Here is a 25080-nt window from a genome sequence, read left to right as displayed (position 1 = left end):
GCATTGACCCTCTCTCCGACGCACGCGGAGTGTCAAGTGGGTGGGACGGGTGTCTCATCATGTGAACGGCTGAGCGACGGGAACGCGCCGCCCGTGAGCACCTTCTGCGCGGGCACCCCGGCGGGCACCGGGAACGTCGCCCGGACCAGGGCGCGGCGCAGCCGGTACTCGTCCAGCGGCCCCGAGAAGGCCGCGCCCTGGCCGTGCGTACAGCCCATGGCGCGCAGGGCGAGGACCTGCTCCGGGACGTCGACCCCGTCGGCCACGGACTGCATGCCGAGGTCGCAGGCGATCCTGAGCAGCCCGCTGGTGATCTTGTGCAGCCGGGCCGACTCCACGACGCCCTCCACCAGGCCCCGGTCCAGCTTGAGCACGTCGATGGGGAGGCGACGCAGGGCGTTGATCGCGGCGTAGCCGCTGCCGAAGCCGTCGAGCGCGATCCGGACGCCCAGCCGGCGCAGCGCGGCCAGCCGCTGTTCCAGGTCCTCGAAGGGGACCCGGGGATCGCTGTCCGCGACCTCGATCATGAGCGCCCCGGAGGGCAGCCCGTGGCGCGTGAGCAGCGCCTCGACGGAGCCGGCCGGGAAGCTCCGGTCGAGCAGCCGGCGGGCCGGGAGGCGGACGGACACCGCCGTCCGGTGGCCCGCCCTGGCCCGGTCGGCGGCCTGCTCGACGGCCTCTTCGAGGAGCCAGCGGCCCAGCTCGGCGGTACGGTCGCCGTCCTCGGAGATCCGCAGGAACTCGGCGGGCGTGAACAGGATGCCCTGGGCGGAGCGCCAGCGGGCCTGGGCGGCGACGGCGGCGACCCGGCCGGTGGCGAGGTGCACCACGGGCTGGTGGAGGAGCGCGAACTCGCCGTCGCGCAGGGCGCCGCGCAGCCGGGTCGCCAGCTCGGAGCGGCGGACCACGTCGGCCTGCATCTGCGGGGCGTACAGCTCGACGCGGTTCTTGCCGCCGGCCTTGGCGCGGTACATGGCGAGGTCCGCGTTGCGCATGAGGTCGTTGGGGGTGATGCCGGGCTCGGCGAAGGCGACGCCGATGGAGGCGGTGACCCGGACCTCTCCGTCGCCGACGCGGTAGGGCTCGGAGAGCGTGAGGCGCAGCCGGTCGGCGATCTCGTGGACCTGGCACTCGCGGGCGTCCTGCTCGCGGCCGGCGTCGCCGACGATGAGGGCGGCGAACTCGTCGCCCCCGAGGCGGGCGGCGGTGTCCCCGGAGCGGACGGACTCGTGGAGGCGGCGGGCGGCCTGGACGAGCAGTTCGTCGCCCGCCTGGTGGCCGAGCCGGTCGTTGGCCGCCTTGAAGCCGTCCAGGTCGATGAAGAGGACGGCGGTGCCCGCGTCCCCGGCGCGGCGGCCGGAGAGCGCCTGGCGGACCCGGGAGGTGAACAGGGCCCGGTTGGGCAGGTCGGTGAGCGGGTCGTGCTCGGCGTTGTGCTGCAACTGGGCCTGGAGGCGGACGCGTTCGGTGACGTCCCGGCTGTTGAGGATCAGGCCGCCCTGGTGGCGGTTCACCGTGGACTCGACGTTGAGCCAGTCGCCCGAGCCGGACCGGAAGCGGCACTCGATGCGGGTGGCGGGCTCCTCACCGGGCGCGGCGGCGAGGAAGCGGCGGACCTCGTGGACGACCCGGCCGAGGTCGTCGGGGTGGATGATCGAGGACAGCTCGGCTCCGACCAGCTCGTCCGCGTCGCGCCCGTAGACACCGGCGGCGGCGGGGCTGACGTAACGCAGGACGCCGCTGGGGGCGGCGATCATGATGACGTCGCTGGAGCCCTGCACCAGGGAGCGGAAGTGGTTCTCCTTCTGGGCCAGTTCCTGGGTGAGGGCGATGTTGTCGAGGAGCATGATGCCCTGGCGGACGACGAGGGCGAGGACCACCGTGCACCCGGTGAGGACGACGACGCGGTCCACCCGGCGGCCCTCGATCACGTTGTACAGGATGCCCAGGGTGCAGACGGCCGCGGCGAGATACGGGGTCAGCGCGGCCAGTGAGCCGGCGATGGGGCGGCCGGCGGCGCCCGGGGCGGCCGCGTCCGCGCGCTCCTCCTCGGCCTGGACAGCGTTGTCCACGTCGCGCGCGGCGCCCCAGGGGGCGTACGCGAGGAGCAGCGAGCCGGCGAACCAGCCGGCGTCGAGCAACTGGCCGGAGTGGTAGGTCTGGCGGAGCAGCGGTGAGGTGAACAGGGCGTCGCAGAGCACGGTCAGGGCGAGCGCGGCGATGGCGGTGTTCACCGCGGCGCGGTTGACGCTGGAGCGCCGGAAGTGCAGGGCGAGGACCATCGAGACGAGCACGATGTCGAGCAGCGGGTAGGCCAGCGAGAGAGCGGCGCGGGCCACACTGTCGCCCTCGATGTCCGCGACGTGCGCGGTGTGGGCGAGGGCGAGGCTCCAGGACAGGGTGAGCAGCGAGCCGCCGATCAGCCAGGAGTCGAGGGCCAGGCAGACCCAGCCGGCGCGGGTGACGGGCCGCTTGGCGAGGACGAGGAGTCCGACGATGGCGGGCGGCGCGAAGCAGAGGAAGAAGACGTCGGCGAGGGACGGGCTCGGGACCCGGACCGCGCGCACGCACTCGTACCAGCCCCAGACGGCGTTGCCGCCGGAGGCCATCAGCGAGGAGAGCGCGAACAGCAGCCAGGCCGGGCGGAATCGCGCATCGGCGACGCGGGCGAAGAGGAAGCAGGAGACGGCGGCGGCGAGCGCGGCGGCGCTGAGGCCGAAGTCCCCCATGAACAGGGCGAGCTGGGCCGAGCCCCAGCCGGTGGCCGCGCCCACCGCGTAGCCGCCGCAGACGAGGCCGAGGGCGAGCTGCGGGAGCAGCGCGGAGGTGCGGCCCGCCCCGGACTGCCGGGCGAGGAACGCTCCGCGGGTGCTCACCGGGGCGCTCACCGCGGCCCTCCCGAGGTCCCCGGCCGGCTGCGCCACCGGCTCACCGGTCCCTCCGCGCGCCGTCGCCGGCCCTGTCGTGTCGGATCGTTCGCCCATCGGCCGTCCATCGCCCGTCGCCCCCTCGCGTGTGGCTGGCTCCCCGGCGCCGTCCCTGCCACGGCGCGACACCCCTTTCGGGACGATACACCAGACTCGTCACTCAGGGACATAGTTCCTCTACTCTCCGTGACGACCTGCGGTGTTGTGGCCCCGGAGGGGAACCGGACGTGCCCGTTGCGTGGTCAGCCGGTGGTGCGTACGACGTTCTCCAGCGGCTGCCCCGCGGCGAAGCGGGTGAGCTGTCCGGCGATCAGCCGCTTGGCGCGCGGCAGGAACGCGGAGGTGCTGCCGCCGACGTGCGGGGTGATGAGGACGTTCGGAGCATGCCAGAGGGGATGGCCGGAAGGCAGCGGTTCCGGGTCGGTGACGTCGAGGGCGGCGCGCAGCCTGCCGGACTCGAGTTCGGTCAACAGGGCCTTGGTGTCGACCACTCCGCCCCGCGCGACGTTCACCAGAAGCGCCCCGTCGCGCATCGCGGCGAGGAAGTCCGCGCCCGCCAGCCCCTGCGTGGAGGGGTTCAACGGGGTGGAGAGGATGACCACATCGGCCTCGGGCAGCAGGGCCGGGAGGTCGCCGAGTGTGTGTACGGGGCCGCGTGCGGTTGTCCGTGCGGAGCGCGCGACCCGCGCGACCCGCGCGCACTCGAACGGCGCGAGCCGGTCCTCGATGGCCGAGCCGATCGATCCGTAGCCCACGATCAGCACGGACTTGTCGGCGAGCGCAGGGTAGAAGCCGGACCGCCACTCCTCCTTGTCCTGGCCGTGCACGAAGCCGGGGAACCCGCGCAGCGAGGCCAGGATCAGGGCGAGGGTCAGCTCGGCGGTGGACGCCTCGTGGACACCCTTGGCGTTGCAGACACTGACGCCCGCGTGCAGTCCGGCGAGGCCCGGCTCGACGTGGTCGGTGCCCGCCGACAGCGTCTGCACGACCTGGACGCGGCTCATGGCGCCGAGCGGGCGGACCGCGACCTCCATGCCCTTCATGTAGGGGACGACGTAGTAGGCGCAGTCGGCGGGGTCGGCCGGGTAGTCCTTCCCGCCGTCCCAGAAGTGGTACGTCAGGCCCTCGGGAAGCCCCTCGATCTCGTCGGCCGGGAGGGGCAGCCAGACCTCGGGGGCGGGGGCGGAATGCGTGGTGGAAGTCATGGTCAGGAGGCTATGCGAAGCCCTCCGGGACGCAGAGGTTAGGTTGTTGGCGGTGCGAGGAGGGGTTCGGGAGTTGGAGCGCAGGAGTCTCGGTGCGGCGGCGCTCGCCGTGGGTGCGGTCGGTCTCGGCTGCATGCCGATGAGCTGGGCGTACAGCGCCTCGCAGCAGCGGGGCGACCGTGCGCTGCGGGCGGTGCACGCGGCGCTGGACGCGGGCGTCGATCTGCTCGACACCGCCGACATGTACGGCCCCTTCACCAATGAGCTGCTGGTGGGGCGGGCCCTCAAGGGGCGGCGCGCGGAGGCGTTCGTGTCCACCAAGTGCGGGCTCCTGGTGGGCGATCAGCACATCGTGGCCAACGGCAGGCCGGGTTACGTGCGCAGGGCCTGCGACGCCTCGCTTCGGCGGCTCCAGACGGATGTGATCGACCTCTACCAGCTCCACCGCGCCGACCCCGAGGTGCCCGTCGAGGAGACCTGGGGCGCGATGGCGGAGCTGGTGGGCGCGGGCAAGGTGCGGGCGCTGGGGCTGTGCGCGGTCGGTGCGCGGGCGTCCCGGCGGCCGGGTGCCCGGATGCATGACGGAACGATCCGGCAGCTGGAGCGGGTGCAGCAGGTCTTCCCGGTCAGCGCGGTGCAGGCGGAGCTCTCGGTGTGGTCGCCGCAGGCGCTGGAGTCGCTGCTGCCGTGGTGCGCGGACCGGGGCGTCGGCTTCCTGGCCGCGATGCCGCTGGGCAACGGTTTCCTGACGGGCACGCTGACGCCGGGCCAGGGGTTCGAGCCGGAGGACCTGCGGGCCCGGCACCCCCGGTTCACGGCCGAGATGATGGCGGCGAACCAGCCGTTGGTGGTGGGGCTGCGCCGGGTCGCCGAGCGGCACGGGGCGACGCCCGCGCAGGTGGCCCTGGCCTGGGTGCTGCACCAGGGGCCCCAGGTGGTGCCGGTGCCCGGCACGAAGCGGGCGGACTGGGCGGTGGAGAACGCGGGCGCGGCCGGGCTGACCCTGACGGAACGGGACCTGGCGGAGATCGACCGGCTGCCGGCGCCGCGCGAGTCCTGGGACTAGGGGGTGTCTTGTCGATCAGGGTCGGATCAGGCCGCGGCGTCTGGTGCGGTGCATCGCAAGGCGCCGGAGCGTCTCGGCTGGGGTCTCCCCTGCTCGAACGGAGTTGAGAGCTCGGGGAAGGAGCTATTGGGGCGTTTCGGCAACGCCGCGAGGTGCCGTGCCAGGCGTCGCGGACCCGGCCATGATCGGCAAGACACCCCCTAGGCGCGCGCCGGTCACCGGACCGGAAAGCGCCCCGGTCCCCGCCGGGTCGGTGTAAGAACAGGGGACAGGCGGCCGTTGAAGGGACAGGTGTGGTGTTGGGATCAGTGCAGGGGCCCGAGAGGCTTACGGGGCACGGCCGGGGCGGCCCGGGGGCGCGGCGGGGCGCGGTGGCGGTGCTGGCGGCAGGCGCCCTGCTGATGGCCGCCGGGTGCAGCTCCGAGGGGGGCACGGGGAGTCCGGCGGGCGCGAGCTCTCCGGCGCACTCCCCCACCGCTTCGGCCGCCAAGTCGCCCTCCCCGTCGCCGTCCGCCTCGCTCCCCCCGGCCGACCAGCCCCCCGCCAAGGGCTCGGCGAAGGTGGTCTCGACGCTCACCGAGGGGCTGAACTCCCCGTGGGGGCTGGCCGCGCTCCCCGGCGGCGACCTCCTGGTGGGCTCCCGGGACAAGGGCACGATCACCCGGATCGACGCGAAGACCGGCAAGAAGAAGCTCCTCGGCACGGTCCCCGGGGTCGCCCCGGCCGGTGAGGGTGGCCTGCTCGGCCTCGCCGTATCGCCCGACTTCGGCACGGACCACCAGGTGTACGCGTACTTCACCACCGCGTCGGACAACCGCATCGCCCGCATGATCTACGACGAGAACGGCTCACCCGGCCGGCTGCTCGGCGCCCCGGACACCATCCTGCGCGGCATCCCCAAGGGCCAGATCCACAACGGCGGCCGGATCGCCTTCGGCCCCGACCGCGCGCTGTACGCGGGCACCGGCGAGACGGGCGACGACGGCCGCGCCCAGGACAAGGAGTCCCTGGCGGGCAAGATCCTGCGGATGACGCCCGATGGCGAGCCGCTGCACGGCAACCCGCAGGCCGACTCCGTGGTGTATTCGTACGGGCACCGCAACGTCCAGGGCCTCGCCTGGGACGCGGAGAAGCGGCTGTGGGCCTCCGAGTTCGGCCAGGACACCTGGGACGAGCTGAACCTGATCGAGCCGGGCGGCAACTACGGCTGGCCGGACGTCGAGGGCACCGCGCACAAGGAGGGCTTCCGGGACCCGGTCGCCCAGTGGAAGACCTCCGAGGCGTCGCCGAGCGGCATCGCGTACGTCAAGGGCTCCATCTGGATGGCCGGTCTGCGGGGCGAACGGCTGTGGCGCGTCCCGCTCTCCCGCGAGGACGGGGCCGCCAAGGAGCCGCTGGCGGACCCGCAGGCCTTCCTGGAGGGCGAGTACGGGCGGCTGCGCACGGTGCTCGCGGCGGGCGGCGACAAGCTGTGGCTGGTCACGAGCGAGACGGACAGCCGGGGGACGCCGAAGCCGGGCGACGACAGGATCCTGCTGGTGCAGGTCACATAGCCGCCGGACGCCTCACCGCTGCTCCGGCACCGGGTAGAGCCGCAGCCGGTGGGCCAGGGCCGCCGCCTCGCCGCGGCCGGTCACGCCCAGCTTGGCCAGGATGTTGGAGACGTGGACGCTCGCGGTCTTCGGCGAGATGTACAGCTCCTCGGCGATCCGGCGGTTGGTGAGGCCCGCCGCGACCAGCCGGTGGACGTCCTGCTCGCGCGGGGTCAGTCCGAAGGACTCCACGGCGGCCGCGGCGGCCCGCAGCTGCTCCTCCGAGGGGTCGCGGGCGGGCCCGGGCCCGTCCGGGACGAGGATCGCGGCCGGGATCTCCTCGGCCTCGCCGCCCGCACCGGCCAGGGCGATGCGGGCGCGGCCGGCCAGCAGCTCGACGGTCTCGGCGAGCGGGCGGGCCCCGAGCCGGACAGCGGTGGTGTGCGCGTCGCGCAGCAGGCCGGTGGCGGTGGCCCGGTCACCGGAGGCGACAAGCAGGGCCTCCGCCCAGCGGTGGTGGATCTGCGCCAGCTCGTACGGGCGGTGCAGCGGGGTGAACGCCCGGGCGGCGCCCTCCCAGTGGTCCGGGGTGTCGGTGCCCTCGGCCCTGGCCAGCTCCGCCTCGACCAGGAGGGCGTAGGCGGACCAGACGGGGACGAGGACCGGCAGCCGCTTGAGGTGGCTCCGGACCAGATCGAGGACGGCGGGGCGGCCCGGTTCGGTGGCGGGCAGGCCCCGGGCGTCGGCCTCGGCCGCCGCGACGGCGTGCAGCATGGGGAAGGCGTAGCGCTGGGTGCCGGTGGGGAAGCTCTCCTCGGCCTGCGCCTCGAAGGCGGCGCGCGCCTCGGGCAGCCGGCCCTGCATCACGGCGATCTGGATGGTGTGGCGCACCGGGTTGATGAAGTGCTGGGGCTGGGGGTCGCTGGAGCCGAAGCAGCGCCGGGTCAGCGCGAGTTGCCGTTCGGCCTCGGCGAGGTCGCCCCGGGCGACGGCGAGTTCGGTGCGGCGCGAGGCGACCAGCCCCTGCGACTTGCGGGACAGCGACTTGCGGGCGGCGGCCTCCGTGGTGGCCGCGGCCTCGTCCCAGCGGCCCAGCGAGAACAGGGACATCGCCTGGTTGGTACGGACCCACGCCTCCATGTCCGCGACGCCGTGCTCGTGGCAGATGCGGATGCCGTGGTCGGCGGCGGCCACCGCTTCCAGGGAGCGGCCCATGGCCTCCAGCGTGGAGGGCAGGTTGATGCTGGCCCGGCCCATGATGTCGATGAGGCCCAGCTCGTCGGCCCGGTCGCGCACGGTGTACATCTCGGCTATGCCCTCGTCCACGGCGCCCGCGTCCGCGTTGAGCCAGCCCCGGGTGAGCCGGGCGTGCAGCCCGATGTACTCGTCGCCGACGAGCTGGGCGTACTCCACGGCGCGTTCGGCGGCGGCCAGGGTCTCGGCGCCGGGGCGGTGCAGGGCGCCCCAGCCGGCCACCAGCATCAGGACGAACGCGTGCACCTTCGACGGGGGCAGGCCCCGGACCAGCCGCTCGGCGGTGGCCAGCTCCTCCCAGCCGTCGCCGCGCGTGAGGTCCTGGACGAGGCGGGAGCGCTGGACCCAGAACCAGGCGGCGCGCAGCGCGTCGTCCTCGCCCTCCAGGATGCGCAGGGCCTTCTTGCAGATGGCGAAGGCCCGTTCGCGCTCCCCGCCGAGGCGGGCGGCGACGGTGGCCTCGGCCATCAGGTCGAGGTAGGTCAGCGGGGTCGAGGCGTCCCGCCCGCAGGTCGGGTAGACCTCGGCGTAGTCGATGGGGCGCAGGGTGCGGCGGACGTCCTCGGGGGCGTCGTCCCACAGTTCGAGGGCGCGTTCCAGGAGGCGCAGCTGTTCGGCGTAGGCGTTGCGGCGGCGGGCCCGGACCGATGCCTTGAGGACGGCGGGCAGCGCCTTGGCGGCGTCGTGCGCGCCGTACCAGTAGCTGGCCAGGCGGGTCGCGCGCTCGTCGTCGGGGACGAGAGCCGGGTCGGCCTCCAGGGCCTCCGCGTACCGGCGGTTGAGGCGCGAGCGCTCGCCGGGGAGCAGGTCGTCGCTGACGGCCTCGCGGACCAGGGAGTGGCGGAAGCGGTAGCCGTCGCCCTCGGGGGTGGTCAGGAGCAGGTTGGCGCCGACGGCGGTGCGCAGCGCCGCGATGAGGTCGTCCTCGCCGAGTCCGGCGACGGCGGCGAGCAGTTCGTACTCGACGGCGGAGCCGCCCTCGGCGACGATCCGGGCGACCTTCTGGGCGTCGGCGGACAGGGCCTCGACGCGGACGAGGAGGAGGTCGCGGAGCGATTCGGGCAGGCCGTCGCCGTCCCCGTCGCCGCACTCCAGGATGCAGGCCAGCTCCTCCACGAAGAAGGCGTTGCCGTCGGAGCGCTCGAATATCTCGTCCACCAGGGCGGGATCGGGGGTGTCCGCGAGAATGCCGGCCAGCTGGCGGCGGACCTCGGAGCGGGTGAACCGGGAGAGCTCGATGCGGCGGACGGTGCGCAGCCGGTCGATCTCCGCGAGGAGGGGGCGCAGCGGGTGGCGGCGATGGATGTCGTCGGCGCGGTAGGTGCCGACGACGACGAGGCGGCCGCTGCGCAGGGTCCGGAAGAGGTAGGCGAGGAGGTGGCGGGTGGAGGAGTCCGCCCAGTGCAGGTCCTCCAGGACGAGGACGACGGGCCGGTCGGCCGAGATGCGTTCCAGGAGGCGAACGGTCAGTTCGAAGAGGCGGGCGGTGCCGAGCTCGTCGTTGCCGTCACGGCCGGTCTCGCCGAGCTCGGGGAGCAGCCGGGCCAGTTCGCCCTCCTGGCCGGCGCAGGCGGCGGCCATCTCCTCGGGCAGGGCGCGGCGCAGGGCGCGCAGGGCGGTGGAGAAGGGGGCGTACGGCAGGCCCTCGGCGCCGATCTCGACGCAGCCGCCGACGGCGACGACGGTGTCGCGGCGGGCCGCGACGGCCAGGAACTCCTCCACGAGGCGGGTCTTGCCGACGCCGGCCTCGCCGCCGATGAGCAGGGCCTGGGGCGCGCCGAAGAACCCTCCGGCGGTGCCGGAGGGTTCCTTGGTGGCGCGGGTGAGCGCGCCGGTGAGCGAGTTGAGTTCGCCGGTGCGGCCGACGAACACGGGGCTGACTGACCTGGTCTCCACGTGGGCGAGCATCGCACACGGGTCCGACACCGCGGACGGAATTAGCCGCGGGCCGAGAGGCCCCCGGCCCCGGTCCACCGCCGCGCCTTACGCGGCGTGCGTGAACCGGTCCCGGACGCCGCCGGTACTCACCGGCCCCTCCGCCTCCTGGCGCGCGGTCCGGCGGGCGGCTCGGCGCGTGACCCGGCGGGCCCGGGTCGCTTCGCCGGCGAGGCGCTGGAGGTCGGCGCGGCGCAGGAGTTCGGCGTGCATGACCTTGTGGAGTTCGTACTCGAACATGGGATTGTCCCCCTGGGGTGAGGGCCCTTGCGGGCCTCGGTGGCGGCAGTTCCTCTGCCGTGCCACCACTCTCGTCCCCCAGGGGGGTGCGCCACATCGGGCGTGTTCCGCATCTGTGGCGTACGGGCGCCTTAGGTCCGGGGCCTTACCACCCCTAGGACCGGCGAAACGGTCCGGACATGCCTTAGTCCGGGGCTCCGGAGCCCCGGAACCGTCCTAGCCGCCCGCGGTGGGCAGGGCGACGATGAGGTCGAAGTACATGGCTGTGGAGATCAGTACGCCGAGGGTGCCGAGGGCGATGCCGCCCCGGGCGACGGCGCGGACCCAGCCGGCCTGCGGCTGCCGGGCCGGGGCGCCGAACGCGGGCCGGACCAGCACGTAGGCGCCGACCAGCAGGGCGAGGAGGCCGAAGAGGCCGTTGACGAGGGCGGTGGAGTGCCAGGCGTCGCCGTAGATCTCGTTGATCTGCTGGGCCGCCGAGCCGCCGGACGAGGTCTTGATCTGCCCGATCAGGGTCTCGCGCTCGGCGGCGACCCGGCCGGTCCAGGCACCGGTGAGGCCGACGACGCCGAGTCCGGCGGAGACGACGGCCGCGGAGGCGGCGGCGAGCCGCCCGGAGGTGGCCTCGTCGGCGTCGGTGTCGTCGTCGGTCTCCTCGACGGCCTCCGGCTGGTCCACCGGGCCCGTCTCGTCCTGGTCCCGCGGCTCCGGGTTCTCCGCGACGGCGCGGTCGGTGCTCTCCGTCGTCTTCGTGGTCTCGGTCGTCTCGTCGGTCGTCTTCTCGCCGTCGGCGACGGCTTCGGGCGTGGTGGGGTTCATGCGGCGCACGCTAGGTGCCGCAGATGAGAGGCCTCTTAACGCCCACCGTCACCCCGGCGGGCGGTCAGTGGACGCGCTCGGCCGGCTCGTCCTCGTACGTCCGCACCCCTGGCACCGGCATCCGCACCACCGGGCGGTCCGGCGGTTCGATGCTGAGGCGGGGCAGGCGGCGCTCCAGCCAGCCGGGGAGCCACCAGTTGGCGCCGCCGAGCAGGTGCATGAGGGCCGGGACGAGCAGGGTGCGCAGGACGAAGGCGTCCAGGGCCACGGCCGCCGCGAGGGCGATGCCGAACATCGCGATGACGCGGTCGCCGCTGAGGACGAAGGCGAGGAACACCGAGATCATGATCACAGCGGCCGAGTTGATCACCCGGCTGGTCTCGGCGAGGCCCACCCGGACCGCGCGCCGGTTGTCGCGGGTCTCCAGCCACTCCTCGTACATCCGGCCGACCAGGAAGACCTGGTAGTCCATGGAGAGGCCGAAGAGCACCGAGACCATGATCACGGGCAGGAAGGGTTCGATGGGGCCCGGGCTGCCGAGGCCCAGCAGTTCGCTGCCCCAGCCCCACTGGAAGATCGCGACGACGACGCCGAACGACGAGGCGACCGCCGCGACGTTCATCGCCGCCGCCTTCAGCGGGATGCCGACGGACCGGAAGGCCAGCAGCAGGAGCAGGCAGCCCAGTCCTATGACGACGCCGATGAACAGCGGCAGCTTGCCGATGATGATCTGCGCGAAGTCGTCGTAGCTGGCCGTCACCCCGCCGACATGGGTCTCCAGCGAGGTGTTGTCGGCCGCCTTAGGCAGCACGTCCGTGCGCAGCCGCTCCACGAGGTCGCTGGTCGCGCGGGACTGCGGGGCGGAGTCGGGGACGACGGTGACGTACGCGGTGTCGCCCGCCGCGTTGTACGTGACCGGGTGGGCCCACGCCACCCCGTCGACCGTGCGCAGGGTGGCGGGCAGGGCGTCCATCGCGAGCCGGTCGTCGGCGCCGTCGAGGTGCGCGGCGACGGTCAGCGGTCCGTTGACGCCCGGGCCGAAGCCGTCGGCGAGCAGGTCGTACGCCTGCCGGGTGGTGGCGGACTCCGCGTTGTTGCCCTGGTCGGAGCTGCCGAGGTGGAGCGAGAAGGTAGGCAGCGCGAGGACCAGCATCACCACGGCGGCCACGGCGCCCAGGAGCTTGGGGTGCCGCTCCACGAAGGCGGACCAGCGGGCGGCGAAACCGGTGGGCGGCTCTGGCTGCGGCCCGTGTTCGGCGAGCCGGGCCCGTTCGCGCCGGCTGAGCGCCCGCAGTCCGATGAGGGAGAGGAGGGCCGGCAGCAGGGTCACCGACGCGGCCACGGTCAGGACGACGGTGAGCGAGGCGGCGATGGCCACGCCGTTGAGGAAGCTCAGCCGGAGGATCAGCATGCCGAGGAGCGCGATGCAGACGGTGGCCCCGGCGAAGACCACGGCCCGCCCGGTCGTCGCCACCGCGTGCTGCGCGGCCTCGGGCACGGTCATGCCGCGCCGCAGCCCTCTGCGGTGCCGGGTGACGATGAACAGGGCGTAGTCGATGCCCACGCCGAGCCCTATCAGCATGCCGAGCATGGGCGCGAAGTCGGCGACGGTCATCAGGTGTCCGAGGAGCACGATGCCCGCGTACGCGGTGCCGACCGAGACGAGGGCCGTGGAGATGGGCAGCAGGCTCGCGGCGAGGGAGCCGAAGGCGAGGAAGAGCACGACGGCCGCGACGGCGACCCCGATGACCTCGCTGAGATGCGCGGCGTGCGCCTCGGTGAGCCCGACGGCCTGGCCGCCGAGTTCGACGCGCAGATGCGGGCTCTCGGCCGCCTTCGCGGTGTCCACGACCGCCCGCGCCTGCGCCACGGGCACGTCGTCGGCGCGCTGGTCGAAGGTGACGGTGGCGTACGCGGTGTGCCCGTCGGTGCTGATCTGCGCGGCCCCGGTCTCCGTGTAGGGGCTGTCGACGGCCCCGACCCCGGGCAGCCGCTCCACGGCGTGCAGGGTGCGGGTCATCTTCTGCTCGACGTCGGTGGCCCGGACCGTGGAGTCCGCTGTGTGCCAGACGATGGTGTCGGTGTCCCCGCCGAGATCGGTGAACCCGCTCTTCAACAGCTCGGCGGCCTGCCCGGACTCGGTGCCGGGTGCCTCGTAGTCGTTGGTGTACGCGGACCCCGCGAACGCCGCGGCGGCGGCCGTGCCCCCGAGGGCGAGCAGCCAGATCAGGACGGCGATGAGGCGGTGCGTGACGCACCAGCGAGCGATGGCAGCCAAGGGGACGTGCTCCCTGCGGGTTCGTGGACCTTTAACCGCAGATAATGTGATCTGCCCGTAAACGTCTCATGACCTGAGAACGCCACTCTGACAGCAGAAGATGATCCTTTGTCCCTTTCGTGGCCATGGTCACAGGGCCTGATCCCGAGCCGCACCGGGATGGATCAGGCCCCGCGACCGGCGGGTCAGCCGGAGACGCTCGCCCGGCCGTTCTCGATGTGCCCCATCAGCCGTCGCCGGAAGCCGCTCTCGCCCTCGGCCGTGACCGCCAGGTCGTACCAGCCGTGCGCGTCGGCCGCCGAGTGCACGACCGTACGGTCGCGGCCCGGCTTGACGGTGACGCGGCGGGTCCAGCCCCTCAGGTCGGCCTCGTCCACGTAACCGAGCGGCCGCACCAGGAAGGTCAGGGTCCGGCGGCCGTTGTTGCGCAGGGTGAGGTGCAGATCGCGGTCGCGGCCGTCGACGCGGGTGGTGACCTCCGCGCCGCCGTCGGCCGGTCCCTCGAACTCGCGGCGGAAGCCGTTCGGCCCGGTGACCGTGAAGCGGTATGCCCCGCCCGTCCCCGGAACGGTCCAGTGCCCCTCGCCCCGGACGTCCTGGTGCTGCGGGGCCGGGAACTCACCCGCGTACGGGTACAGCGCGAAGTGCGCCGACGCCTTGCCGCTGTTGGCGAGCTCCACCCGCAGACCGCCGCCGGTCCGCCGGACCTGGGCGTCGGGCTGGTACGGCAGCGGGCGCGCCGGGCGCACGCCGGGCTCCTGCTCGGGCAGACGCTGGACGGCGGGCGGCTTGGGCTGCCAGCGGCCGCTGAGCGGCGGGATCGCCCCGGGACGCTCCACGGCCGGCTGCCGCCGCTGCCGGGTGAAGTCGAACGCGGAGGTGAGGTCGCCGGTGACACGGCGCCGCCAGTCGCTGATGTTGGGCTCCTCGACGCCCGTCCAGCGCTCCAGGAAGCGGATGACGGAGGTGTGGTCGAAGACCTCGGAGCAGACGTAGCCGCCCACGGTCCACGGCGAGACGACGAGCATCGGCACCCGGATACCGAGGCCGGTCGGGCGACCCTCCCACTGCTCGTCGGTCACGCCGGGCGGCGCGACGGGCGGCGGGACGTGGTCGAAGAAGCCGTCGTTCTCGTCGTAGTTGATCAGCACGGCGGTGTGCCGCCAGACGTCCGGATGCTTGCCGAGCGCGTCGAGGATCTTGTAGACGACGGTGGCGCTGTGCACGGGCGAGGAGACGCTCGGGTGCTCGGAGTCGATGGCCGACGGGACCAGGTAGGAGACCTCGGGCAGCTTGCCGGCCGCCACGTCCTTGGCGAACTCCTCGGCCAGCGTCCCGGTCGGCACCCGGCGCAGCGCCCGCTCGAACAGGCTGCGCTCCTGCCGGGTGAGGGTGGCCACGCCCTGCTCCAGGAGCCCGAGCAGCCGCTCCCGTTCGGCCTCGGAGGCGCCCCGGACCTGCGCGTAGAAGGACTCCATGTAGGTGTGGCCGCCGGTCTTCGCCAGGGCCTTGCGGGCGACGGCCTTGAAGGTGGCGTAGAACTCGATCTGGTTGTCGGTGAAGTTCTCCCACTCGGTGTACGTACGCCAGCTGCGCCCGGCCTTCTCCAGCCGCTCGGCATAGGTGGACCAGTCGTAGCCGGGGTGCGTGCCCTCGTCGTAGGCGTCGTTCCCGACGGCCCGGTTCCCGTTCGGCTCGAAGCCGGTCTTCCCGCTCCACAGATGGTTGCGGTTGGGGCTGGTGGAGCTGTGGATCGAGGAGTGGTACGCGTCGCAGACGGTGAAGGTGTCGGCCAGCTCGTAGTGCAGCGGGATGTCGCGGCGGTCGTAGTACGCCATCGTGGCCGCGGTCTTGGCGCTGATCCAGCCGTTCATCCAGCCGCCGCCCCAGGCCTTCGCGCCGCCGTTCCAGGAGTGGTCGAGGGCGCCGATGTACTGGAGGTCCTTCTTCTGCTCCTCGGCCGCGCCGCGCACCGGGAAGGGCAGCACGGTGGAGCCGGCCGCGCCGGGCTGCTCGAACACCGTCGTGCCGGTGGGCAGTTCGACGGCGTTGCGGTCCCCGAAGCCGCGTACGCCGCGCAGGGTGCCGAAGTAATGGTCGAAAGAACGGTTCTCCTGCATCAGGATCACCACGTGCCTGATGTCCCTCAGCCCTCCGCCACCGGGCCCCGCGTGGGCGGGCTGCGCGGCGATGGCGGCCTGGAGCGACGGCGGCAGGAACGATCCCGCCGCAGCGACGCCGAGCGCGCCGCCGCCCAGGGCGAAGAGCCGACGCCGTGACATGTCCGTGGTCAAAAGAGCCTCCCCATTCCGGTGGTTACAGCCGGGAAGCTATGCAGGCCGGGTGGCGCGGGGAAGGACTGCGCGCGGACCGGTGGTGAACGTCCAACAGGTCCGCCCGAAAGTCCAAACACGCCTGAGGGGCGGTGTTCCGAGTCCGGAGACCGGGAACACCGCCCCTCAGGGCCGTACGGGAAGGGCTCAGCCCTCGACGCCCAGCTTCTCCAGGATCAGCTCGCGGACGCGGGCCGCGTCCGCCTGGCCCCGGGTCGCCTTCATGACCGCGCCGACCAGCGCGCCGGCCGCCGCGACCTTGCCGCCGCGGATCTTGTCCGCGATGGCGGCGTTGCCCGCGATGGCCTCGTCCACGGCGGTGGACAGCGCGCCCTCGTCCGAGACGACCTTCAGGCCGCGCTTCTCGACCACGGTGTCCGGGTCGCCCTCGCCGGCGAGCACGCCCTCCAGGACCTGGCGGGCCAGCTTGTCGTTGAGGTCGCCCGCGGCGACGAGCTCGGCGACCCGGGCGACCTGCGCCGGGGTGACGGGCAGCTCGTCCAGGCCGCGGCCGGTCTCGTTGGCGTTGCGGGCCAGCTCGCCCATCCACCACTTGCGGGCCTGGTCCGACGGGGCGCCCGCCTCGGTCGTGGCGACGATCAGGTCGACCGCGCCCGCGTTGAGGATGGACTGCATGTCGTGCTCGGAGACGCCCCACTCCTCCTTGAGCCGGGCGCGGCGGAGCCGCGGCAGCTCGGGGAGGCCCTTGCGCAGCTCCTCGACCCACTCGCGGGCCGGGGCGACCGGCACGAGATCGGGCTCGGGGAAGTAGCGGTAGTCCTCGGCGTTGTCCTTGATGCGGCCGGCCGTGGTGGAGCCGTCCTCCTCGTGGAAGTGCCGGGTCTCCTGCACGATCGTCCCGCCCGAGTTCAGCACCGCGGCGTGGCGCTGGATCTCGAAGCGGGCGGCGCGCTCGACGGAACGCAGCGAGTTCACGTTCTTCGTCTCGGAGCGGGTACCGAACGTCTCGGTGCCGTTGGGGCGCAGCGACAGGTTGACGTCGCAGCGCATCTGGCCCATCTCCATGCGGGCCTCGGAGACGCCGAGCGCCTTGATGAGCTCGCGCAGCTCGGCGACGTACGCCCGGGCGACCTCGGGGGCCCGTGCGCCCGCTCCCTCGATCGGCTTGGTGACGATCTCGATGAGCGGGATGCCCGCGCGGTTGTAGTCGAGCAGGGAGTGGGACGCGCCGTGGATACGGCCGGTGGCGCCGCCGACGTGCGTCGACTTGCCGGTGTCCTCCTCCATGTGGGCGCGTTCGATCTGCACCCGGAAGACCTCGCCGTCCTCCAGCTGGACGTCCAGATAGCCGTTGAAGGCGATCGGCTCGTCGTACTGGGAGGTCTGGAAGTTCTTCGGCATGTCCGGATAGAAGTAGTTCTTCCGGGCGAAGCGGCACCACTCGGCGATCTCGCAGTTCAGCGCGAGGCCGATCTTGATCGCGGACTCCACGCCGATCTCGTTGACGACCGGCAGCGCGCCGGGCAGCCCGAGGCAGACCGGGCAGGTCTGCGTGTTGGCGTCCTGCCCCAGCTCCGTGGAGCAGCCGCAGAACATCTTCGTCTTGGTGCCGAGCTCCACATGGACCTCAAGGCCCATGACGGGGTCGTACGTCGCGAGGGCGTCCTCGTACGACTCCAGGTCGATGACAGTCACGGAAAACTTTCCCTCTCAGCCCAGCAGTACGTCGTCGTCGCCGAGACGCTTCAGTTCGCGATAGAGGATCGCGAGGCCGGTCACGATCGCCGCGGCGGACACGGCGGCGTCGATGAGGCGCAGCGTGTCGTTGTCCGAGCGGGCCATCTTCGCCTGCTTGGCGACGCTCAGCGCACCGAAGGCGGTGGTGCCCATGGACACGTACAGCCCGGTCTTCGACTTCTTGAAGTTCTTGGCCTTCTTGGTCATGGCACTCATAGCGACGGAGCCTCCTCGAGCAGCGGGTGTCCCCACTTTTCCACGAAAGCGGCCTCGACGGCGGCTCCGACCTTGTACAGCCGGTCGTCCTTCATCGCGGGGGCGATGATCTGGAGCCCGACGGGCAGGCCGTCCTCGGGGGCCAGGCCGCAGGGCAGCGACATGGCGGCGTTGCCGGCGAGGTTGGTCGGGATGGTGCACAGGTCGGCCAGGTACATCGCCATCGGGTCGTCGGCGCGCTCGCCGATCGGGAAGGCGGTGGTGGGCGTGGTCGGCGAGACGATCACGTCGACCTGCCCGAACGCCTGCTCGAACTCGCGCGTGATCAGCGTACGGACCTTCTGCGCGGAGCCGTAGTACGCGTCGTAGTAGCCGGAGCTGAGCGCGTACGTACCGAGGATGATGCGGCGCTTGACCTCGTCGCCGAAGCCGGCCTCGCGGGTGAGCGCGGTGACGTCCTCGGCGGACTTCGTGCCGTCGTCCCCGACGCGCAGGCCGTAGCGCATGGCGTCGAACCGGGCGAGGTTCGAGGAGCACTCGGACGGCGCGATCAGGTAGTACGCCGAAAGGGCCAGGTCGAACGTCGGGCAGTCCAGCTCCACGACCGTGGCGCCGAGCGACTTCAGCAGCTCGACCGACTCGTTGAAGCGCTGGACGACCCCGGCCTGGTAGCCCTCGCCGGAGAACTGCTTGACGACACCGACGCGCATGCCCTGGACGGAACCGTTGCGCGCGGCCTCCACGACCGGCGGCACCGGCGCGTCGATCGACGTCGAGTCCATCGGGTCGTGCCCGGCGATCGCCTCGTGCAGCAGGGCCGCGTCCAGGACCGTGCGGGCGCAGGGGCCGCCCTGGTCGAGGGAGGACGAGAAGGCGACCATGCCGTAGCGGGAGACCCCGCCGTAGGTGGGCTTGACGCCGACCGTGCCGGTGACGGCGGCGGGCTGGCGGATGGAGCCGCCGGTGTCCGTGCCGATGGCGAGCGGGGCCTCGAAGGAGGCGAGGGCGGCCGAGGAGCCGCCGCCGGAGCCGCCCGGGATGCGGGTGAGGTCCCAGGGGTTACCGGTCGGGCCGTAGGCGCTGTTCTCGGTGGAGGACCCCATGGCGAACTCGTCCATGTTGGTCTTGCCGAGGATGACCACGTCGGCGGCCTTCAGCTTCCGCGTGAGGGTCGCGTCGTACGGCGGGACCCAGCCCTCGAGGATCTTCGAGCCGACGGTGGTCGGCATGTCCTTCGTGGTGAAGATGTCCTTGAGCGCGAGCGGGACGCCGGCCAGCGGGCCCAGCTTCTCGCCGGCCGCCTTCTTGGCGTCCACGGCACGGGCCTGGGCGAGCGCGCCCTCGCGGTCGACGTGCAGGAAGGCGTGCACCTTCTCGTCCACGGCGTCGATCCGCGCGAGGTGGGCCTCGGTGACCTGGACGGCGGTGAGCTCGCCGGAGGCGATCTTCGCGGCGATCTCGGCCGCGGTGAGCTTGATGATGCTGCTGATGTCCGTCATGGCTGTCAGTCCTCCCCCAGGATCTGCGGCACCTTGAAACGCTGCTGCTCCTGGGCCGGGGCGCCGGAGAGCGCCTGCTCGGGGGTGAGAGACGGACGGACGACGTCCGCCCGCATGACGTTCGTCAGCGGCAGCGGGTGGGAGGTCGGCGGTACGTCTTGGTCGGCTACCTCGGAGACGCGGGCGACCGCGCCGATGATGTCGTCGAGCTGTCCGGCGAAGTGATCGAGCTCTTCGCCCTTCAGCTCCAGACGCGCCAGCCGGGCGAGGTGGGCGACCTCCTCGCGCGTGATGCCAGGCATGCAGCGATCCTCAGGGGTTGGTGTGTGGTTTTCGCCCAATCCTATGGGGTCGGCCGCACGGCTGAGGACACGGTTTACGGGAGCCCGCTACGTCGTCGCCGGGCGCGGGCCCGACGTGCGGCCGGAGGGGCGCTGTTCCAGCTCGGCCGCCGGGGCCGTGGGCGTCGTGGCGGAGGCCGCCGGGGCCGCCCCCGCCGCGGCGGCCAGCTCCGCCGGGCGGCGCCAGCCGTGCTCGCCCCGGGCCCGCAGCCAGGCGGTGGTCTCCTGGGGCGGCATCGCGGCCGCCACCAGCCAGCCCTGGACCGCGTCGCACCGCAGGTCCCGCAGCCGCTCCCAGGTCTCGTCGTCCTCGACGCCCTCCGCCACGACCAGCAGGCCGAGCGAGTGGGCCAGGTCGATGGTGCAGCGGACGATTTCCGCGTCCTCGTGGTCGATGGCGAGCCGGGCCACGAAGGAGCGGTCGATCTTCAGCTCGCTGACCGGCAGCCGGCGCAGGTGGACCAGCGACGAGTACCCGGTGCCGAAGTCGTCCAGGGACATCTTCACGCCGTGCCCGGTCAGCCCGGCGAGCGTGTCCGCCGCCCGCTGCGGGTCCTCCAGGAGCACGTGTTCCGTTATCTCCAGCTGGAGCGCTCCCGCCGGGACGCCGTGCCGGGCGAGCCGGGCCGCGACGCCGCCCGCGAACCCGGGGGTGTGCACATCGCGCGGCGACACGTTGACGGCGACCGGGACGAAGAGGCCCTGGGCCCGCCACCGGGCGACCTGGGCGAGCGCCGTCTCCAGGACGTACTCGGTGAGGTGCGGCATCAGCCCGGAGGACTCCGCGATGGCGATGAACTCGTCCGGGGGCACTCTGCCGCGCTCCGGGTGCACCCAGCGCACCAGCGCCTCCAGGCCGGCCACCTGGCCGTCGAAGCGGACCTTGGGCTGGTAGTGCAGCTCCACCTCGCCCGCGTCCAGCGCGCGGCGCAGGTCGCCGAGGAGGCCGAGCCGGTCCGGAGTGTTGCTGTCGCGCTTGGACTCGTACACCTCCACGCCGGTGCGGTCCCGCTTGGCCTGGTACATCGCCACGTCGGCGCGGCGCAGCAGCCCCTCCGCGTCCATCGCGTGGTCCGGGAAGACGGCGACGCCCGCGCTGGCCTCCAGGACCAGGGTCAGCCCGTCCAGGTCCAGCGGGGACGACAGCTCGGCGACCAGGTGGCGGGCGACGCGCTGGGCGCTGGTGGTGGAGTCGGCGGTGGGCAGCAGGACCGCGAACTCGTCGCCGCCGAGCCGGGCCGCCTCCGCGCCGCGCGGCAGGGCGAGCCGGAGCCGTTCCGCGATCTGGAGCAGCAGCCGGTCGCCGGCCAGGTGGCCCAGGGTGTCGTTGACGGCCCGGAAGCGGTCGAGGTCGATGAGGACCAGGGCGACCCGGCTGCCGACGCCCTCCGCCTCCTCCAGCGCGGTCCAGGTCCGCTCCAGCAGCCACTGGCGGTTGGGCAGCCCGGTCAGCGGGTCCTTCAGCTGCTCCTCGGCGCGGGCGCGGGCGATCCACAGCGTGGAGTCGAGCGCGATCAGCGGCACCGCGAAGAGCGGCAGCAGGACCGGCCGGGCCATCGCGACGACGCAGATCAGCGGGGCGATGCCGAGCAGGGCGACCGCGACGAGGCCCTGACGGAGCATCGCGGTGCGGGCGACGGTGGGCAGGCCGCCGCCGGGCTGGGCCCGCGAGTACCACAGCAGGACCCGGGTGACGAGCAGATACGTGGAGGCGGCGAGCAGGACTTCCGGGACGGCGTCGATGCCCCAGTCGAGTGGCCGCCACGGCGTCTCGACGGACTGCACCTCGCCGAACGCGGCGAGCACCAGGGCCGCCGCCCCGACCCCGAGGATGTCCACGGCGCCGTGCAGCAGCCCCTGCCACCAGCGGTGTCTGCGGGCGACGCCGACGAGGACGACCACGACGAGGCTGACCAGTCCGGCGGGCACCCAGCCGTACAGCAGCAGGACGGCCAGGGTGAGGGCGGCGCCGGAGCCGGTGCCGCCCCACCAGCGGTCGCGGCCGAGGGCGACGAGGTGGCCGACGACGATGCCGGTGAGCACGGCCAGCGACCAGCCGGCCCGGCCGTCCGGGAAGAGGGCGCGCCCCTGGCCGAGGGCGCGGGAGAAGCCGGTCGCGAGCTGGATCGTGGCCAGGGCCACCACGACGGCGCCCACTTTGGGCGCGGGTCCCACGAAACCTTGCAGCCGCGCCACCGGTGCGGCGCTCTCGGTCGGTTTCATTCCGTCCCTCTCACAGCCGGCGATGCCGATGTCACCCGATGAATGCGTGCCGTGCCACGACGCACCCCGGCCCCGCCCGGTGGCCAGGTTCGAGGGCGTGTCTGACCACAGTAGGCCGCGGAGGGCTGCTACGGGCAGCGGTCTACGGGTCTTGCCCAAATGCGAACCGACTATCCGTCAGCATCTGCTATGCGCCGATCGGGTGACGCCGACGATGCGTCGGCGGGCGCTCACTCTCCGGGTGCGGCGCCCTCCTCCGGAGCCGGTTCGCCGGCCGGGACGGCCGTCTCTCGGGCGGCGTCCGGGCCCTCGGCGAGGAGGACGGCGAAGCCGGTCTCGTCGAGGACGGGGACCTTCAGCTGGACCGCTTTGTCGTACTTGGATCCGGGGTTGTCGCCGACGACGACGAAGGCGGTCTTCTTGGAAACGGAACCGGTGACCTTCGCTCCCCGGCTCTGCAGGGCCTCTTTCGCGCCATCCCTGGTGTGCCCGGTCAGGGTGCCCGTGACGACGACCGTGAGCCCTTCGAGCGGGCGGGGGCCCTCGTCCTCGCCGGCCCCCTCGTCCGCCATCCGGACGCCGGCCTCGCGCCACTTGCGCAGGATCTCGCGGTGCCAGTCCTCGGCGAACCACTGCTTGACCGAGGCGGCGATGATGGGCCCGACCCCGTCGGCGTCGGCCAGCTCCTGCTCGGTGGCCTCCTCGATGCGGTCGATGGACCGGAACTGGCGGGCCAGCTCCCGGGCCGCGACCGGGCCGACGTGGCGGATGGAGAGCCCGGTGAGGACGCGGGCCAGCGGGGCCTCCTTGGCCGCGGCGATGGCGTCGAGCATCGCGAGGGCGTTCTTCTTGGGCTCGCCCTGCTGGTTGGCGAAGACCCGGGCGATCTTCTCCTCGCCGGTCTTCGGGTCGCGCTTGGGCAGCCCGCTGTCCGGGTCGAGGACGTAGGCCCGGATCGGCAGCAGCTCGTCCACGGTCAGCCCGAAGAGGTCGCCCTCGTCGCGCAGCGGCGGTTCGGCGGGCTCCAGCGGTGCGGTCAGCGCGGCGGCGACCACGTAACCGAAGTGGTCGATGTCGAGGCACTTGCGACCGGCGAGATAGGAGACGCGCTCGCGCAACTGGGCGGGGCAGGAACGCGCGTTGGGGCAGCGGACGTCGACGTCCGCCTCCTTCATGGGCTTCAGCTCGGTGCCGCACTCCGGGCAGTGGTCCGGCATGACGAACGCCCGCTCGGTGCCGTCGCGCAGGTCCACGACCGGGCCGAGGATCTCCGGGATCACGTCCCCGGCCTTGCGGAGCACCACCGTGTCGCCGATCAGGACGCCCTTGGCCTTGACCACGTTCTGGTTGTGCAGGGTGGCGAACTCGACCTCGGAGCCCGCCACCACGACCGGCTCGACCTGGGCGTACGGGGTGACGCGGCCGGTGCGGCCGACGCCGACGCGGATGTTGACCAGCTTGGTGTTGACCTCCTCCGGCGCGTACTTCCAGGCGATGGCCCAGCGCGGGGCGCGGGAGGTGGAGCCCAGGCGGCCCTGGAGCGGGATCTCGTCCAGCTTGACGACGACGCCGTCGATCTCGTGCTCCACGGAGTGCCGGTGCTCGCCGAAGTAGGCGATGAACTCCCTTACCCCTGCGAGGGAGTCGACCACCTTGTTGTACTTGGCGGTGGGCAGGCCCCACTCGCGCAGCAGCTCGTAGGCGTGCGAGAGGCAGTCGATGTCGAAGCCCTCGCGGGCGCCGATGCCGTGCACCACCATGTGGAGCGGGCGCGTGGCGGTGACCTTGGGGTCCTTCTGGCGCAGCGAACCGGCCGCCGCGTTACGGGGGTTGGCGAAGGGCTTGTCGTCGGACTCCACCAGCCGGGCGTTCAGCTCCTCGAACCCCTCCATCGGGAAGAAGACCTCGCCGCGCACCTCGACCAGCGGCGGTACGCGGTCGCCCTTGAGCCGGTGCGGGATGTCCGCGATGGTGCGGACGTTGGGCGTGATGTCCTCGCCGGTGCGGCCGTCGCCCCGGGTCGCGGCGCGGGTCAGCACGCCGTGCTCGTACGTCAGGTTGACGGCGAGGCCGTCGATCTTCAGCTCGCACAGGTAGTGGTAGCCGGGCGCGCCGACGTCCCGGGCGATGCGCTCGCCCCAGGCGGCCAGCTCCTCGTCGTCGAAGGCGTTGTCCAGGGACAGCATCGGCTCGCGGTGCTCGACCGAGGTGAACTCCGTGCGGTACGGCCCGGCGACCTTCTGGGTCGGCGAGTCCGGGGTGCGCAGCGGGGGGTGGGACTCCTCCAGGGCCTCCAGCTCGCGCAGCAGCCGGTCGAACTCGGCGTCGCTGACGACCGGCTGGTCGTTCACGTAATACCGGAAGCGGTGCTCCTCGATCTGCTCCGCGAGGAGCTTGTGCCGCTCCTGCGCCTCGGCTGGCACCGCCGTCTGCTCTTCGCCGGCCATCGTCCCGTCCTCCCGTTACCCAGCGTCCCGCTACTCAGGGTTGTCTGCGAGCGATCTCGCGGCCCGGGCGCAGTGGGCGAGCGCGGCCCGTGCGTACGCGGGTGACGCACCCGCGAGTCCGCACGAGGGGGTGACCGTCACGGACTCGGTGAGAGTCCCCGGATTCAGCCCCAGCCTGCGCCACAGCGTCCTGACACCCATGACGCTACCGCCCGGGTCGGACAATCGGCCCGAGGCCGGGTCGGTGCCCGGTACGACCCCGAAGAACATCCGGGTGCCGCCCTCGACGGCTTCCCCGACGGCCTCCTCCTCACGCTCGGTGAGCAGGGAGAGGTCGAAGGAGATGCCGTCCGCCCCGGCCCGGCGCAGCAGCGCGAACGGCACCTCGGGGGCGCAGGTGTGCACGAGGGTCGCGGTCTCCCCCGCCGCCGCGAGCACCTCGCGCAGGGTGGCCTCCACGGCCTGGCGGTCCACCGCCCGGTAGGTGCGGTAGCCGCTGGCGGTCCTGACCCGGCCGCGCAGCACGGCGGTGAGCGAGGGCTCGTCCAGCTGGAGGGCGATCCGCGCCCCGGGGACCCGGCGGCGCACCTCGGCGAGGTGGCCGCGCAGGCCCTCGGCGAGCGAGTCCGCGAGGTCGCGGCAGGCCCCCAGGTCGCCGAGGAACGCCTCGCCGCCCCGGCGTTCCAGGGCGGCGGCGAGGGTCCAGGGCCCCACCGCCTGGATCTTGAGCGGGCCCTCGTAGCCCTGGGTGAACTCCTCCAGGGCGTCCAGGTCCTCGCCGAGCCAGGACCGGGCGCGGCGGGTGTCGCGGCCGGGCCGGTCGCTGATCCGCCAGCCGCTGGGCTCGACGTGCCCGTACAGCTCGGAGAGCAGTCCGATCGTGCGGCCGATCATGTCGGCGCCGGGCCCGCGGGCCGGGAGTTCCGCCAGGTACGGCATGCCCTCGCCGTCGCCGAAGGAGCCGGTGACGGTCTTCGCCGCCTCCCGGGCGTCTCCCCCGGGCATCGAACCGATCCCGGTGGCCGGGCAGTCCCTGAACTCGCTGATCTCGCTCACGCGAGAAGGGT

Annotated in this window: 16 protein-coding genes; 2 read left to right on the top strand and 14 right to left on the bottom strand. The window is 73.0% G+C overall.

Going from position 1 to position 25080, the window contains the following annotated elements; translation table 11 throughout:
* Positions 1–32: 32 nt before the first annotated feature.
* Entirely contained in the window at positions 33–2876 is a 2844-nt protein-coding gene (locus OHS17_RS24075; RefSeq protein ID WP_330313829.1) for a putative bifunctional diguanylate cyclase/phosphodiesterase, read from the bottom strand.
* Positions 2877–3169: 293 nt separating this feature from the next.
* Positions 3170–4132 (bottom strand): 2-hydroxyacid dehydrogenase, encoded by a 963-nt coding sequence (locus tag OHS17_RS24070; RefSeq protein WP_330313828.1) that lies wholly within the window; start codon positions 4130–4132, stop codon positions 3170–3172.
* Between the two features lie 109 nt (positions 4133–4241).
* On the opposite strand from OHS17_RS24070, the gene OHS17_RS24065 reads away from it, so the two are divergent.
* Complete coding sequence (locus tag OHS17_RS24065) at positions 4242–5198, top strand: aldo/keto reductase (protein WP_164629678.1); 957 nt, start codon at positions 4242–4244, stop codon at positions 5196–5198.
* A gap of 371 nt (positions 5199–5569) precedes the next feature.
* Positions 5570–6751 carry a PQQ-dependent sugar dehydrogenase gene (locus OHS17_RS24060; protein WP_330315338.1) on the top strand — a complete coding sequence of 394 codons (1182 nt, stop codon included), beginning with the start codon at positions 5570–5572 and terminating at the stop codon, positions 6749–6751.
* Positions 6752–6763: 12 nt separating this feature from the next.
* On the opposite strand, the gene OHS17_RS24055 is transcribed toward OHS17_RS24060, so the two are convergent.
* The 12 genes from OHS17_RS24055 to OHS17_RS24000 form a co-directional block, all read right to left on the bottom strand.
* The gene (locus tag OHS17_RS24055; RefSeq protein WP_330313827.1) at positions 6764–9892 is read right to left on the bottom strand and encodes a helix-turn-helix transcriptional regulator; all 3129 of its coding nucleotides are present in this window, start codon (positions 9890–9892) and stop codon (positions 6764–6766) included.
* A gap of 75 nt (positions 9893–9967) precedes the next feature.
* Positions 9968–10159: a hypothetical protein gene (locus OHS17_RS24050; protein ID WP_161211986.1), complete on the bottom strand. Its 192-nt coding sequence runs from the start codon at positions 10157–10159 to the stop codon at positions 9968–9970.
* A 216-nt stretch (positions 10160–10375) separates the two neighbouring features.
* Positions 10376–10978, bottom strand: coding sequence for a hypothetical protein (locus OHS17_RS24045; RefSeq protein ID WP_330313826.1), 603 nt, complete (start codon positions 10976–10978; stop codon positions 10376–10378).
* A gap of 64 nt (positions 10979–11042) precedes the next feature.
* Complete coding sequence (locus OHS17_RS24040; RefSeq protein ID WP_330313825.1) at positions 11043–13256, bottom strand: MMPL family transporter; 2214 nt, start codon at positions 13254–13256, stop codon at positions 11043–11045.
* Between the two features lie 185 nt (positions 13257–13441).
* Complete coding sequence (locus OHS17_RS24035) at positions 13442–15550, bottom strand: phosphocholine-specific phospholipase C (RefSeq protein ID WP_330313824.1); 2109 nt, start codon at positions 15548–15550, stop codon at positions 13442–13444.
* 186 nt (positions 15551–15736) lie between these two features.
* A complete protein-coding gene (gene gatB, locus OHS17_RS24030) occupies positions 15737–17245 on the bottom strand; it encodes an Asp-tRNA(Asn)/Glu-tRNA(Gln) amidotransferase subunit GatB (RefSeq protein WP_018102518.1) in 1509 nt (502 codons plus the stop codon).
* A 15-nt stretch (positions 17246–17260) separates the two neighbouring features.
* Positions 17261–17503 carry a hypothetical protein gene (locus OHS17_RS24025; protein ID WP_026171438.1) on the bottom strand — a complete coding sequence of 81 codons (243 nt, stop codon included), beginning with the start codon at positions 17501–17503 and terminating at the stop codon, positions 17261–17263.
* A complete protein-coding gene (gatA, locus tag OHS17_RS24020; protein ID WP_330313823.1) occupies positions 17500–19002 on the bottom strand; it encodes an Asp-tRNA(Asn)/Glu-tRNA(Gln) amidotransferase subunit GatA in 1503 nt (500 codons plus the stop codon). Before gatA ends, OHS17_RS24025 begins: the two co-directional genes overlap by 4 nt.
* A gap of 5 nt (positions 19003–19007) precedes the next feature.
* A complete protein-coding gene (gene gatC / locus OHS17_RS24015) occupies positions 19008–19304 on the bottom strand; it encodes an Asp-tRNA(Asn)/Glu-tRNA(Gln) amidotransferase subunit GatC (RefSeq protein ID WP_018102521.1) in 297 nt (98 codons plus the stop codon).
* 87 nt (positions 19305–19391) lie between these two features.
* Complete coding sequence (locus tag OHS17_RS24010) at positions 19392–21566, bottom strand: putative bifunctional diguanylate cyclase/phosphodiesterase (RefSeq protein WP_330313822.1); 2175 nt, start codon at positions 21564–21566, stop codon at positions 19392–19394.
* 230 nt (positions 21567–21796) lie between these two features.
* A complete protein-coding gene (ligA, locus tag OHS17_RS24005; RefSeq protein ID WP_330313821.1) occupies positions 21797–24013 on the bottom strand; it encodes an NAD-dependent DNA ligase LigA in 2217 nt (738 codons plus the stop codon).
* Positions 24014–24043: 30 nt separating this feature from the next.
* Positions 24044–25069, bottom strand: a complete 1026-nt coding sequence (locus tag OHS17_RS24000; RefSeq protein WP_330313820.1) for a methionine synthase — start codon at positions 25067–25069, stop codon at positions 24044–24046.
* Positions 25070–25080: the final 11 nt, after the last annotated feature.

This window comes from Streptomyces sp. NBC_00523, from assembly GCF_036346615.1.
GTDB lineage: Bacteria > Actinomycetota > Actinomycetes > Streptomycetales > Streptomycetaceae > Streptomyces.
This window is presented reverse-complemented; position numbering and strand designations above follow the sequence as displayed.

Excerpts from the sequence above, each read along its gene's own strand:
- OHS17_RS24050 (WP_161211986.1), bottom strand. The coding sequence starts at position 10,159 with ATGTTCGAGTACGAACTCCACAAGGTCATGCACGCCGAACTCCTGCGC.
- ligA (WP_330313821.1), bottom strand. The coding sequence starts at position 24,013 with ATGGCCGGCGAAGAGCAGACGGCGGTGCCAGCCGAGGCGCAGGAGCGG.
- gatA (WP_330313823.1), bottom strand. The coding sequence starts at position 19,002 with ATGACGGACATCAGCAGCATCATCAAGCTCACCGCGGCCGAGATCGCC.
- OHS17_RS24010 (WP_330313822.1), bottom strand. The coding sequence starts at position 21,566 with ATGAAACCGACCGAGAGCGCCGCACCGGTGGCGCGGCTGCAAGGTTTC.
- gatC (WP_018102521.1), bottom strand. The coding sequence starts at position 19,304 with ATGCCTGGCATCACGCGCGAGGAGGTCGCCCACCTCGCCCGGCTGGCG.
- OHS17_RS24070 (WP_330313828.1), bottom strand. The coding sequence starts at position 4,132 with ATGACTTCCACCACGCATTCCGCCCCCGCCCCCGAGGTCTGGCTGCCC.
- OHS17_RS24025 (WP_026171438.1), bottom strand. The coding sequence starts at position 17,503 with ATGAGTGCCATGACCAAGAAGGCCAAGAACTTCAAGAAGTCGAAGACC.
- OHS17_RS24055 (WP_330313827.1), bottom strand. The coding sequence starts at position 9,892 with ATGCTCGCCCACGTGGAGACCAGGTCAGTCAGCCCCGTGTTCGTCGGC.
- OHS17_RS24045 (WP_330313826.1), bottom strand. The coding sequence starts at position 10,978 with ATGAACCCCACCACGCCCGAAGCCGTCGCCGACGGCGAGAAGACGACC.